8 protein-coding genes are annotated in these 13,413 nt (G+C 53.0%); 1 reads left to right on the top strand and 7 read right to left on the bottom strand.

What is annotated here, in order from left to right:
• Positions 1 to 25 precede the first annotated feature (25 nt).
• On the top strand, positions 26 to 1,345 hold the full coding sequence (locus tag ACGYK9_RS18400; RefSeq protein ID WP_394414796.1) for an O-antigen ligase family protein: 1,320 nt from the start codon (positions 26 to 28) through the stop codon (positions 1,343 to 1,345).
• Between the two features lie 193 nt (positions 1,346 to 1,538).
• On the opposite strand, the gene ACGYK9_RS18395 is transcribed toward ACGYK9_RS18400, so the two are convergent.
• The 7 genes from ACGYK9_RS18395 to ACGYK9_RS18365 form a co-directional block, all read right to left on the bottom strand.
• Positions 1,539 to 3,284: a hypothetical protein gene (locus tag ACGYK9_RS18395; RefSeq protein ID WP_394414793.1), complete on the bottom strand. Its 1,746-nt coding sequence runs from the start codon at positions 3,282 to 3,284 to the stop codon at positions 1,539 to 1,541.
• Between the two features lie 44 nt (positions 3,285 to 3,328).
• Complete coding sequence (locus ACGYK9_RS18390; RefSeq protein ID WP_348540728.1) at positions 3,329 to 3,652, bottom strand: helix-turn-helix transcriptional regulator; 324 nt, start codon at positions 3,650 to 3,652, stop codon at positions 3,329 to 3,331.
• 117 nt (positions 3,653 to 3,769) lie between these two features.
• Positions 3,770 to 5,056, bottom strand: coding sequence for an HlyD family type I secretion periplasmic adaptor subunit (locus ACGYK9_RS18385; RefSeq protein WP_394414789.1), 1,287 nt, complete (start codon positions 5,054 to 5,056; stop codon positions 3,770 to 3,772).
• 67 nt (positions 5,057 to 5,123) lie between these two features.
• On the bottom strand, positions 5,124 to 6,842 hold the full coding sequence (locus ACGYK9_RS18380) for a type I secretion system permease/ATPase (protein WP_394414786.1): 1,719 nt from the start codon (positions 6,840 to 6,842) through the stop codon (positions 5,124 to 5,126).
• 222 nt (positions 6,843 to 7,064) lie between these two features.
• On the bottom strand, positions 7,065 to 7,256 hold the full coding sequence (locus ACGYK9_RS18375; protein WP_209219724.1) for a DUF6447 family protein: 192 nt from the start codon (positions 7,254 to 7,256) through the stop codon (positions 7,065 to 7,067).
• Between the two features lie 236 nt (positions 7,257 to 7,492).
• The gene (locus tag ACGYK9_RS18370) at positions 7,493 to 8,758 is read right to left on the bottom strand and encodes a glycosyltransferase family 4 protein (protein ID WP_394414782.1); all 1,266 of its coding nucleotides are present in this window, start codon (positions 8,756 to 8,758) and stop codon (positions 7,493 to 7,495) included.
• Between the two features lie 257 nt (positions 8,759 to 9,015).
• Positions 9,016 to 12,870: a DUF4214 domain-containing protein gene (locus ACGYK9_RS18365; RefSeq protein WP_394414779.1), complete on the bottom strand. Its 3,855-nt coding sequence runs from the start codon at positions 12,868 to 12,870 to the stop codon at positions 9,016 to 9,018.
• Positions 12,871 to 13,413: the final 543 nt, after the last annotated feature.

Raw genomic sequence — 13,413 nt, 5'->3', positions numbered from 1 at the left:
ACCTTCCAAAGCGGCTTTTTAGCTAATGGCAGCGTTTCCTCACACCAGCGCTCCCAGCCAACAGCACTCCACCGCGCAACACCTTGCCTTTCGTCTATCACTACTCGGACTCGCGACAGGCTTCGTTGTCATCATCGAACCGGCACCAACAGACCTATTTTTCTCGTTAGCATTTCTGGTTTTGATATTGACCGGCACGCGTCAACTTTTTTTCGCACCCGTGCTCACCTCTGCTTTTGCTCTTTTCTTCGCTTTCGCAGGCCTCAACATTGTATCCCTCTTCTTCGCTCAATCAGTTGCCTACGGAATAAAGTACCTAGTTATTACCATTTATCTCCTACTCGTCCCACCGGTCATGGCACATTTTTCCGTGCTCTATGGCCAGGTTGCTATTGATAAGATGTACTTTTATTTCACAATAGGGGCCACCATTTCAGCCGGGATTGGTCTATTAGCCGTGACAGGCTTGGCACCTGGCCCGGTAACGTTGTATTTCCGCGCAGAGGATGGCTTAAGGCTTTCACCGCTCTTCAAAGATCCGAATGTCTACGGCCCGTACATGGCAGCTGCAGGGTTCCTGTTGCTTAGCAGATGCTGCACATCCTCGGCCAAATGGCGCGGCTCCGGCTTCCTTCTTGCCGGCTTCATACTCTTGATGATGTTCTTGACCTTTTCACGCGGTGCGTGGGTCAATAGCGCTGTGGTGCTTGGAACCTTCCTTCTTGGCTTGCTTATCTTCGGGCGCTCCGCCCAGCAGATAAAATGGCTATTCATCCTTGCTGCCTGCGTTACCTTAACCGTTCTTGTGGCGGCCCCCTTTATATTGGACAAACTTGGACTGAATGAGTTTTTTTCGAACAGGGCCCAGCTTCAAGCTTATGACAGCCATCGTTTTGCCAGCTGGGCAGAAGGTATGGCCATGATACCACTGGAGCCACTCGGTATAGGACCTGGGCATTATGTAGGGCGCAATCGGATGGCCGATAGTCAATTCAACCTTGCCGCGCACAATGTATATATCAAGATAATTGTTGAGAACGGGTGGCTTGGCTTCGCAACTTATTTTGGCGCGATCTCTACCCTGCTGCTGCTTCTGTTCGTTTCCTTTTTTAATGGCGATGACAGACTGCCCATAAGAGTCATGCTGTTTGCGATACTAATAGGTCAGCTGGCAAACAGTGTTGTCGTTGACTCTCTGCACTGGAGACATTTTTTTATTGTCTTGGGCTTTGCTTGCGCCGAACTTGCCCTTTGGCAATATCAAAAAGTGCTGTCCGGCGGACGGCTGCTGAGCAAACAAGTTTTTGTCAAATACCACCAGGAAGATACTGCAGATATGCAGTAAGCGCTCTTGGCTACATGTCGGGCATTGAATATCTGAAAAGCCTCGTGACTATGATTTTCTTTCATACATCTTGGAGGCTGCTTATCATGGCTAGAGGCGAGACCATCCATGTACCTTGGTGCTGGCTTCACAAAAAACCTGCTCCGAATACCCCGTTCCATCTTAATTTATCAGACACGGGCCGGAAGCCCGGTCAAGCGATCAGATCAAAAGCCTCAAAATCAGCTTTCAACCCGATTGTGGAAATACGTCCGCCGTCATCCAAATCCCAGCTTTTCATATAGGTCAGGGAGCTATCTTGATGGAATGTGGCTTCATCAATAATCACCAATTCCGTTTCATAAGAGATCATCTGAACGTCTTCAGCGTTCTCCATCAAAAAGCTGATAAAGTCCCTTACAGATTGATCGTACTTCCCAAACTGGCCCTCTGGCTGGGTGGCTTTAGTCTCACTTTGGGCCGCGGTTTCTTCAAAGCCCGACAAATAGTCCTGCGCTGTGGCATTCGTGATGATGTCACCTGTGGTAGAGAAACCGTATTCCTTCAATACAGCCGCAACATCCATGGGCAGAGAGTTTGGCAGTACATAACTGCTTTCGACTTGGATTTCCGGCATCTCGACCAGTAAGGCTTCCTCACTGTCGACAGTATCCTCAGAATTTGAACTCTCCCTAAGCGCCAACTCCTGAACTTCCTTTTTACCTTCTTTTTCAATCTGGTAAGACTTGTTCCTCATGTTGCTGAACACCTCGCTTCCTACTTCCAACGCCAACAAAGGCGCTTTCAGCAGCTGCTCGGAAGTCAGCAAGCTAGCCGTGATGTCCATGGCCTGCACAAGTTCAGACACGATGGTCTCCACTTGGGAGTTCACAAGGCTGCTCGCAAAAAGATCGTAATCAAGCAGAGAGCTCCAGATCCCCTCTGCACCTTCACCAAAATCCTGTAGAATGCTCCAATCGGCACCAGAGATGCTGAGCAACATAGTTTCGAGAGACTTCTGGTCCGTTTCGTTGAGCTTGGTCTTCTCTACCAAAGTCCCCTTGGAGAGAGTGTCTGCGCTCTGCATCATATTCCCGACAAACGGGTCGAGGCCATAGGTCAAGGCTAAGGCGCTGAGCCCCATACCCACATAATTGGCAGGCACCGTGAGGTTTACCGATTTCTCCGCATGATCCGGATCATGTCCAATGTTTGCCTCGGCAGCAAGTACTGCGCCTTCTTCCGCCAGAGAGAAGGACGCTAGCTCTGCTTCTTCGAGCAAAGCAGGCTCCATCAAAAGACCTGGCACAGCCCCCTCAGAAGAGCTCTCTTCTGTTAGGGGTGCGGCATTCATTTCATCTGTCTGCAAATAAATTGTCCAAATCAACGCGGCCAAGGCTGCGGCAGGATGAACCGTAACTTTGCGATCCTTTGCTTCTGCAAGCTGGATGATGTTCTGGCGCGCTCTAGACCTGTCCTCCTTGGTCACGCCCAGTTGCTGGACATAGGCCTCAACAAGATCATTCAGGCTATGCCCTTTGACAACAGAGCTCTGACAAGCGCTGTCGAGCATATAAATCGTACTAATCCGGCAAAGGTGAACAAAAACATCACCTTTTGGGTCAAGAAAGACAAACCAAGGATCGCCCTCATCTGTAACGCCGCGGTCCGTACCGATCGTAAGATCCGCGAGGTTCAAAAGCCTATTGATACGAAACAAAGTCGCGAGCTCTTGATTGGTCCAATCATAGCTGCCCGCAGTTGGAGCATGGTTTTTCCGACGAGGCGCTTGTCTTGCAACGCGCTTCTGGCGCGTCCCAAGCTGCATCAAGGGGTCGCCCTTGAATCTGTCAAACGACATTGCGCCATCAACAAGCGCGGACAGGAAGCAAGAGCTGCCTTCTGTCTGCGTATGCGCCTCAGCCGTATTTAGGCGCGGGAATTTAATAATGTCCGACATAGGTGTGCCTCAAAGTACAAAGCAAACCGACCGGAGTTAGAAACTCAGTGGGCCTGCGCCTTCGTTCCAAATAAAATATCATGGGTAATCGGGTCATAATAAGACAGCAGGGTCTTTACGAATGACCTTGGCTCTTGGCCCAGAGCATTCGCCCATTCCACATACCGGCTGCTAGGTATCTTGCCGCGGCCATTCTCAAGCTGAGAAATGAACGTGTAATACTCGAGCGACAAAATATTCGCCAAGTCGCGCTGTGAGAGTCCCTGCGTCTCGCGGAGGCACTTCAACCACGCCCCCATTTCGCGACGCTGGTCTTGCGCATTTTTTCTTACACTTTCGCAATCAGCGAGCATGAGCTTGGCTTCCACATCTAGGATTCAATCAACATCCTTTAATATAGCACCATTTCCCTTGCTATATCAATGACGTTCAAAGAGCCTCTATGACCGCATTCCTCCTCTTATAACGTAGCGTAACGCTCCCCCTCACTCCTCCCGGAAGCTTTTTGAGACAGCTTCTGACAAGGGAGAAACGAGATAGTTCAGCACTGTTCGCTCCCCGGTTACAATAACGGCATCCCCTGGCATCCCCGGGGTCAGGTTGCCCTTGATACCCTCAGGTAGGTTCGTTTCAGGAACATGAATGCGCGCTAGATAATAAGGCAGATCATTGGGGTCCTTGGGGCTGATCACATCGCTTGAAACGGACTGTACGGTGCCAAATACGATTGGCATGAGCTTTGTTTTGAACGCACTGAGGCGCACTTCCGTCTCCATACCCGGCACAACGCTATCGATATCCACCGGTGCCACGCGGGCATCGATAACGAGATTCTCGTCCACTGGCACGATCTCCATCAGCACTTCACCTGGCCTGACGACCGACCCGACAGTGGTTGCCTGTAGGTCTTGAACAGAACCCGATGTTGGCGCCCGGATAACAGTGCGGTCTAGTGTATCTTTGGCCACCAAAACACGCTCTGTTAGCTCTGAGATCTCAGCTTGCACGTCCTTCAGCTCAAGATTGGCACGCTCTCTATACTCTTGAACCAACTTAAGCAGGTTCAAGCGCGCCTCACCTGTCGCTCCTCTCACCTGAGAAGCCTCCGAGATGACCTCCCCCAAACTGGCTTCCGTCTCGATAAGGGTATCTTCCCGCTCAACCAAACGGTTGCTTTCAATGACGCCTTTTTGCTCGCCAGACTTCAACCTGTCTAAATGGGCCGTGCGCAGCGCAACCCTGCGCTCCATCGCACTTTTTTGCAGCTCGAGCCCCGTAATCTGTTCGTTCAATTGCTCCAAACGGTACTCTAGGATCTCCGTTTGGGAGAGCAGAATGGACCGGCGATCCTCAAATATCTGGCGCTGCGTACGCAATGCCTTCTGAACTCTCGGGTCTTCCGACTCCAAAAGGTCCTGGGGGAACTCAACGTTCTCCTGAGAGGTTTGCTCCGCGAGCAGGCGCGCCTCGGTCGCCCGCGCCACATTCAGTCTTTGCATATGTAGGTTCAAATTCGACCGGGCTTCGACGCTCTCGAGGAGAATGAGGACATCCCCCTCGTTGACCTGATCCGCCTCTTTCACCCGAATTTCTCTGATGATCCCGCCATTCAAGTGCTGGACAACCTTTCGGTCCCCCTCCAAAGCAACTGTACCTGGCGCAACCACAGCACTGTCAATCACAGCTGTCGCGGCCCAACTCCCCAACCCGCCAAAGATCAGAAAAATAACCAGGTACCCTAGACGGGCGTAAAATCGCGGAGAAGTCTTCATGATCCCACACTTCTTGCTTGCGTATGAAACAACGCGATACTCATCCTTGGCACAAAGCTCTTACGCATTAAGCACCAATGTTCGTGACTTTGGCAGCGGCCTGTTGAGGTGCCGCTTCAGGCTGTTTGGGCTTCAAAAGGTCTTTTGTGGCCAGCATCTTTTGAACAGCGCCATTGCTCAACATGAGGGTTTTGTCGGACGTCGAGAGCAAGTTCGCTTTATGGGTAATCACCACGACGGTCTTACCAAGCGCTTTGAGCGCGAGCAGACATTCTGCCAGGGCATTCTCGCCTTCGCTGTCGAGGTTGGAGTTGGGTTCATCCAGAACAATCAAACTTGGGGTGCGGAAAACCGCCCGTGCAAGCCCGATGCGCTGGCGCTGCCCGCCTGAGAGTTGTGCGCCGCCGTCGCCAATCTCCGTAGCGTACCCTTCTCGAAGACCCTGAATCATTTCATGCGCCCCGGCAAGCTGAGCCGCCGCAATGATCTCTTCATCCGTCGCATCTGTGGCAAAGCGCGCAATGTTCTCCGCCACCGTCCCAGAGAAAAGCTTAACCTCTTGAGCAAGATAGCCGATCGAGCCCCCCAGCTGATCCGGATCCCAGTGGCTAAGCTCTGTCCCGTCAAGCCGTACCGCGCCCGCCGCGGCGCCTGTTACGCCAACAAGCACACGCGCAAGCGTCGATTTGCCCGACCCGCTTGGCCCAATCACCGCAAGTACGGTGCCGGCGTCAATGTTAAAGCTAATACCTTTAAGAAGCGGCTCACGCGTCCCGGGCACCACAGTTGATACGCCTTCAAGTGACAACGCACCCTTTGCCGGTGGCTGCTCCAGCCGATCAGTCTCATCCAAGACGCTGTCGAAAAGCCGACCTAAACGTTCATTCGCCTGGCGGGCGGAGATGAATTGCTTCCACTGCCCCACGGCTTGCTCGACCGGTGCCAGTGCCCGTCCCATAACGATCGAGGCTGCGATCATGATGCCCGGGGAGATCTGCTGGTTCATGGCAAGGTAAGCGCCCGTCCCCAAGATGGCGACCTGAAGACTCATGCGCACGAACTTGGAACAGGACATGATAAATCCAGCCCAATCGCTCGCTGAGGCTTGGCTGTTCAGCATCACTTCACGCTGCTTGAGCCAGCGGCCAGAAAGCTCTTTGCCCATGCCCATAGCTTGAATCACATCAGCATTCTGCAAAGCAGCATTGGCGAAATGCGCAGACCCTTGGCCTGCGTTGTTCGCCTCCTTCAAGGCAGATCGCGTCAGCAGCTCGTTCAGTAGCGCGAGCGTAAAGATAATGACCGCGCCTGTCGTTGCGACGATGCCAAGCCAGGGGTGGAAGGCAAAGCACAATGCGAGGAACAGCGGCGTCCAAGGAGCGTCAAAGAAGGCTAAAATGCCCTGACCGGTGATGAAATCACGTACTCGGTCGGCATCACCCAATGCTGTCCGCGCCCCCCCATTTGGGTTGGCCAATTGCAGGCGAACCACTCTTGAGAACATTGGCCCGGAAAGCACCTCGTCAAATTCCAGACCGGCACGCACCAACATTCTTGAGCGGATGAACTCCAATAGGCCGTAGGTGACGAGAAGCCCCACCGCCACGCTTGTGATCATAAGAAGCGTATACTCACTCCGGCTGGCGAGCACTCGATCGTAAATCTGCAGCATGTAGAGCGGACCCACGAACATCAGCAGGTTCACAAAAAAACTAAAGATAACCGTAGCCAATAGGATGGCACGAAACCTTCCATAGGCCTGTTTCAATGCATTTGGTGCCGACATGAAGCAGCTTTCCCTCAAATACGCGTAGCTAAATTTGGGCTCTCATCCTCAGTACAGTGGATGTCTTACCCTATGTTAAAAAAACCTTCGTGTCATAGAAAAAATGGGCCGCAATATGGCCCACTTATAGGTCAACAAAGTTGACCTAGCTGAACGCCGCAACATACTACATTCAGGCGAACCAAATTTTCGCCTGAATATAGACCGACCGATTTGATCTTATTAGCTATCAGCAGGCAGCGCTTCTTTCAGAGCACCGATATAAGCTTGGCGCGCGGTTTGCGTGATCGCAATCTCACGCTGCAGCTTCTGCACCTGCTGCTCGCAAATTTGGACATTCGCAAGCTGCTGCTTGGCGTCATCGCTCAGATTATCTGAATCGTATTCACGCCCATCAATGGTAACTTTTGCCAAAACGGCCTCCCTCAATACAAAATTATGTAATTATTTTGTAGGCGAAGCTCCGCTCAAGAGGAACCCCCAAGGCCAATATATAAAGAGAAAATTTGTATTTTTGGTAATTTTTACAGGTCCGCTCGCATGGGTTCGCGCTATGCGCGAAACAAGCCAATCTTAATTCGACAGGTCAAGGTCCATACTGTGAACTAAGTGCAATCTACACGCACTCCCAGCATCATGCCCAATCTGATCTAATACGAGGTCGCCACAACAATATCTTGCGCCACATGCTTCCAAGATCGCAGTTCGACATGACCTTGCGATATTTTAGCCTTTAGCTCGGAATAAAACTTTTTGTCCGAGCTTAGGCGCTCAACGAGCGCCGCAAGCGATTGAGGATCGGCAGGATCAAAATATTCAGCCAGATCTCCCCCGACTTCCCGCAGAGCCGGTACGTCAGATGCTAACCCTGGCGTTCCCATCCAAAGTGCTTCTCCCAGGGGAAGCCCCCACCCCTCCATGTAACTTGGGATCACAAGCGCCAACGCATTCTCATAAAGGGAGGCCAACTCGGCTTGGTTAGGATCGAGGACAAACTGTATTTTGTCCCGGATAGATGCGCACTCCGGCCGCTTCACATATTCCACAGTGCGCTTCCGCTTTGCGCCGGCCAAGATTAGGTTCGGTACTGGACGCCCCGACTCGTCCAAGTTCTGCATCGCCTTCAAGAGGCACTCAAGGTTCTTTCGACCTGTCATCACCCCTACGCCCAGCAAATAAGGCGCATCGGGTAAATCAAGATTGATCGGTTCATCTGCCTTGCGCAGTTCTTGAGCAAGCGGCACCGGCACGACAGGCGGCAGTGAGCACATACGACCTGCAATCGAAAACCGTTCGATCTCATCTTTGGTAAAGACTGAATTGGTCAGCAGTTTTTCAGCATGCTCGACCACGATGCGGTTGTCATGTGAGAAATTCCGGGCAAACATACTTTGGCGCGGATGGGAATATTCGTGCAACGGGATCATATCGTGCACCAAAGGAAAGAACCGCGGTCGAACGCCAGCTTCATCCAGTGCCACAAGATAGTCAGACATCATTTTGGGCCGCCCCAAAGACACAAGTATTTGGCCTTCCAGGTCAACGTCGCGCACACTGCCTTCGGGCACCGACCGATGCCACCGCCTCAAACTGACCTTTTTAGCGATGCGGCGCATGAGCGGATGAAGAGCATCGCGTAATGCATGCGGGTTTGGGTAGCTATATCGCAGTCGAACAGGTTTTGATTCTGCCGGCAAGTTAACATCCAACACACCATTCGCCGAGGCGGCGCCAATACGCGGTGTAATTTCAAAAAAACAGTCGTGTGCAGGTGAGAATATGACAAAGCGCACGTCGGCGGGCCCGCGAGCCAGTTCGTATCCAACTTCAAGTACCGTACGAGCGATACCATAGTACTTAAACTTGGAGCCTGCAGATAAAAAAAGCTCAGAAAGATCGTAATATATCGTTGCCATAGCCGCTCTTCACCAGCTCTCCTCAATGCACCCGCACTCTCGTATCTTTGACGAGAGTACAGGTAAAGACGCTATATCTTTTCCGCGCTTCGACCAAGCGCGTTGGCATCCATCCACCCAAATCGACAGATGACTTGCGCTTGGATTTCTCATCACTGGAGATGGGAAACCCTTACAGCCTTAATGAAAGCAAAAAGCCCCCAGAATGTCTGGGGGCTTTCCGTCGACAGGGAAAACCCCCGCCTTTATACTTTAGCTTACGCGAACTGGAAGTTCTCGTTGTTGAGGTCGTTCGTACCACCACCGGTGAGACCGGCAAGTTTGATCTCGAAGTCGAGGCCCGAAGCTGCAGGATCATTTGCGGTAATGATCGTGTCGGTCCCATCATCAACGATGCTCAGGTCAGCAAGGCCGGAGATGCCCAAACCAGAGACGTCGAGGATCGACAAGCTTGACAGTCCGGTGTTCTGGAAAGTGTCAAAGCCAGTGATTGTCCATACGTCACCTGCAGTGGCGATGTCAGATGTAAACTCGTAAGTCACAATGCCATCGTCAATAAGGGGATTTTCATCCGTCTCCGTGATAGAGGCTTTCTGATCGTTAAACCGGATGGTCACGTTGCGGTCCACGAACTGGTTACCAGCTGTGTTTGAGTCCCGGTCGACGGTGGGGTCCAACATGATCAAGTTCAGAGCAGCAACTTCGCCTTCATAGTCAGAGAAGTCGATCAGCGACAGAACGTTAGTCACACTGTTGACGGTCACAGTGTCAACTGGTGTCCCGACCCCATTGTCACCACCACCTGTGATGTTCAGCGTCCGTGCGAACACAGTTGCCTCATCATAGTTGGCTGGCACGGTGAGGTCTTCGCCTTGGCCGTCGAGCAGCATCAGTTCAAACGTGTAGGCGTTCGTCACTGTCGGCTGATCATCGTCAAGGTTCAGGTTGATCGTGCGGTAGTTCCCGATTTCAATATCCTTTGTAGCTCCGGCACTGAAATCGTTTGTGGCTTCAAGGGTCCCCGGAACGAGGTCTTTAAAGTTCAGGTTCAGCTCATTGCTGTTGTTAGCAGAAGCCGCGACAAATGTCAGGCTATTGCCTTCAACCGTCGACCCATCGGTGTTGACCGTGATCTCTTCGTCACCGCCGGTGTTAATCATAGCCAAGTCACCATTGAGGCGGTTGATCACATACTCTTCAACACCGCTGGCTGTTGCCGCATTGAACACACCAGAAGCATCAGCAAGAGGGGCGTTGAACGGCGCGCCAAACTGAATGGTCTCGAAGCCCGAGATAACAGCACCTGCTGTCAGTGCGCCGGAGAGCTGCAGCGTATCGTTGTCGCCTGCAGTACCGATCACTCTGTCAGCACCTGCGTTGTTCAGAACACCGCCGTTGGTGGCCAGAACCAGATCACCCTCCAGACCGGAACCATCGATGGTCGCCGCCGCACCAGCACCAGCACCAGCACCATTAGCATCGGCGAGGGTGTTCACGCCGATTGTCAGGTCCTGTGTGCCTTCCAAGGTCAATGTGCTCAGCGCCGCGGCGTTGAACGAAGTCACCTGGTTGGTCGTTTGGGCCCGACCGTTGGACTGGATTTCCAGAGCGTTAACGCCTGCTTCAGGGTTGGTGACCAACAAGTTGTTGACGGTCAGCTGCCCATTGGTACGCGCTGTGTTTTCCAGAACGACAGTCGCGGTAGAAACACCGGCTTCATCCTGGAGCTCATCCAGATTGATTGTGCCGAAGCCCTGAGGAGCGTTGTTGTTACCAAAGGCGTTCAGCGTCTGATTGCGACCAGAAATAATTGCATCCGTGCCTTCATCCAGATTGCGCAGAGTTGTGCCCACACCACCGGTGGTCGCAATGGCCACCGTGTCGAGACCCATCATGTTACCATCGATGAAATCTTGTGCGGTGGCAGCATTGCCCGCGACGACAAGATTGTTCACGTTGGTAAAGCTTTCCCAAGCGCGAACATTGCCAGTGCCTGCATCGACAAAACCATCAACAGATGTGCTGACTTCGACAGTGTTCACGCCACCTTCGCCGTCAATGGAGATGCTGTCCTTCATGTCCATACCGCTAAGGTTGAAACGGTCGTCGCCGTCCCCGCCAATCAGGTCGAGCGTGAAGTCATCATCTGCCGCAACGTCAGTGGAGACAAACAAGCTGAGGTTCGAACCTGCATCACCCATGTGGTAGGTGAACTGTTGAACGCCGATGTCCGGATCGAGGTACTTGTCGAAGACATCGACACTGAGCAAGTCTGCAGCAACCATCATGTGGCCATCAAAGCCTTCAGCATTGAAGACGCGGACGTTCTGCAAACCATTCACCCCAAACAGACCTGGCGAGGTCCCGGTAACATTGGTGGACATGCGCCCATCGGTGGTGGTTTCTTCACCGCTGTTGCTGATGGTGCGAACGCCAATCTTCAGATCGCCAGTGTCCTGCGTGCCGTCGGCATTGCCGCGCGTCACATTCACAACTTCCAGGTTCTCTTCGGCATTCACATCACCGCGATTCAACGAGCGCAACGAAGAGATGTGGCTGTCATCATCGACAACAACGTCCATCACTTCGATGCCGCGCTCGCCGGACATGCCTGCGATGTTGACTAGGCCACCCTGAGAGCCGTTACCGGCGTCGTCAAGGAACACGGAAGTACGTGTCGGCAGCATTTCGAGGTTTTCGCCAACTTCAACGCGGTTACGCACGTCGATGCCGGTAAAGCCCAGCAGAACAGCTGTGGCCGGGTCTGCATTCAATGCACCGCCTTCGCTGTCAGAGATGGTGAACACACCGTCGCCAACATGTGTCACGGTCAGGTTTTCCAGGCCAGCGGTGGCATCGATCTGAGCTGTCAGAGCGGTTTCCAGATCGGCCCAAGTGTCGGCTGCGGAAATGGCGTCAGATTCCAGCTCGTACTCAGTACCGTCCAGCTCAAAGGTCACTTTGCCAACAGCAATGTTGGACAGCTCAGCACCGGGAACCAACACGTCTGCGTTAATTTCCTGGATGGTCAGCGTCAGGATGGATTCAGAATCCACGTCGCCTTCCAAGTAGTTGGCGTTAATGAAGGCTGTCAGACCGGCGTAAGGATCGGTTTCGTTCAGACCAAAGGCCGTGTCCATCGGCTTGGAGCGAATGTCTTCGATCTGGATGTTGCTGCGGCTGTTGTCAGACCACCACTGCTCGACACCAGTCATCTTTTCGGCGTCGATCTTGGAGCCGTTGAAGCCAGTGTCGATGTTGAGGGTCTGCTCACGCAGGTTCACAACCTCGATGCCGTTTGTTGTGGCAGAAATCGCCGGGCCAACAGGAACGCCACCAGAAGTGGTCAGCGTCATGTCCACGTTCAGCGTATCCATGCCTTCACCACCGTCCAGTGTGTCACCGGATTCGAAGGTATTGGTTACTGCACCCAGATCGTTTTGTGCGAGCGGTGCCGTGAACACGTCATCGCCGGAGGTGCCGGTCAGATCATCAACGCCAACGGTCAGGACAGTGGAGCCAGCCGGTGTTTCACCGTAGGAGTCGACATAGGCATCGGTTTCAGCTTTGCCTTCAGCAACAGATTCAGCTGTCGCATCCACTCCGTCCAGAACGCCTTTAGCGGAAGCCTCAGCGGAAGCAATGATCGCGTCGTCTGCGTCAACATAGGAGAAGCCAGGAATGTCAGCAGCGGACTGAACCCAATCAAGCGCAACTTCTGTCTTGTTGTTGAGGATGGTGAGGTCTTGGCCATCAGCGGAATTCTGAGCACCGGACTGAATGTCGATGATCATTCGGCCGGGGGACTTACCGGCGGCAAGCTCACCTTCCCAGTACGCCAGGCCTTCGGCATCAGGCGCGCGGTTGAACAAGTTCAGGTAAACCGCTGTGATGAAGGCCTCCGGGGAAGCCACTTGCGGGTTCGCCAGGAACGGGTAAAGAGCTGTCGCTTCGGGCTGAACCGAGAACGACTGGGCAATATCCACAAAGGACATGTTCGGGTTATTGTCCAGCTCATTGATCCAATATGCGAGACCCGACGGATCGGGGGCGCGATCAAAGTAGCCGATGTACAGCTGTACGATCTGATCGATTTGGGCTTGCGTAGCCATGGGTGAGATCCCTCCAGAAAATTGTGAACCGTGTTCACTGCTCGAAAATGCCTCGGTCACCAACGTTGCCCTACAGGCACGACCGAACAGAGCCTTTGGCCCTTAGGTCCACGGTATTACTTCAACTGTACACTTCGCGCAATCATAAACTGTATAGTAGATTTCATACCCCTCCCGATGAAAACCTCTTTACAGAGACTGCGTTACATACAGCGCCGCAGGTCAGAGTGTGGGGCCAGCCTAAGAAGGTTCCGCCAAGCGCAGCAGCATAGAGAATACCCTTCGAACGAAGCCAACCAGAACCGTAAAACTCAGGCACAACAGAGTGATGCGGCCTTCCGTTAATGCACCACGAACATCTGAAGATGCAGAAAAAGCAACCCTAGAAGAGGGCCAAGCGCAACCGCCCCTGAGGCCCAAGCGCCATGGCGCGCGGGGCACAGAACAGCCGAAGGAAAATGCTCTGTAAAACCCTCAATCTCAGCCACGCCGCCCCGCACCCTTCTAAGGGCTCTGGCGCGTGGTGCAGCGCTTCTTTTCAAC

The organism is Sulfitobacter sp. 1A15258 (genome assembly GCF_043557045.1).
Lineage (GTDB): Bacteria > Pseudomonadota > Alphaproteobacteria > Rhodobacterales > Rhodobacteraceae > Sulfitobacter > Sulfitobacter faviae.
The sequence above is the reverse complement of the archived record's forward strand: the minus strand, read 5'-3'. Positions and strand labels throughout refer to the sequence as shown.

Excerpts from the sequence above, each read along its gene's own strand:
- ACGYK9_RS18400 (WP_394414796.1), top strand. The coding sequence starts at position 26 with ATGGCAGCGTTTCCTCACACCAGCGCTCCCAGCCAACAGCACTCCACC.
- ACGYK9_RS18395 (WP_394414793.1), bottom strand. The coding sequence starts at position 3,284 with ATGTCGGACATTATTAAATTCCCGCGCCTAAATACGGCTGAGGCGCAT.
- ACGYK9_RS18385 (WP_394414789.1), bottom strand. The coding sequence starts at position 5,056 with ATGAAGACTTCTCCGCGATTTTACGCCCGTCTAGGGTACCTGGTTATT.
- ACGYK9_RS18380 (WP_394414786.1), bottom strand. The coding sequence starts at position 6,842 with ATGTCGGCACCAAATGCATTGAAACAGGCCTATGGAAGGTTTCGTGCC.
- ACGYK9_RS18370 (WP_394414782.1), bottom strand. The coding sequence starts at position 8,758 with ATGGCAACGATATATTACGATCTTTCTGAGCTTTTTTTATCTGCAGGC.
- ACGYK9_RS18365 (WP_394414779.1), bottom strand. The coding sequence starts at position 12,870 with ATGGCTACGCAAGCCCAAATCGATCAGATCGTACAGCTGTACATCGGC.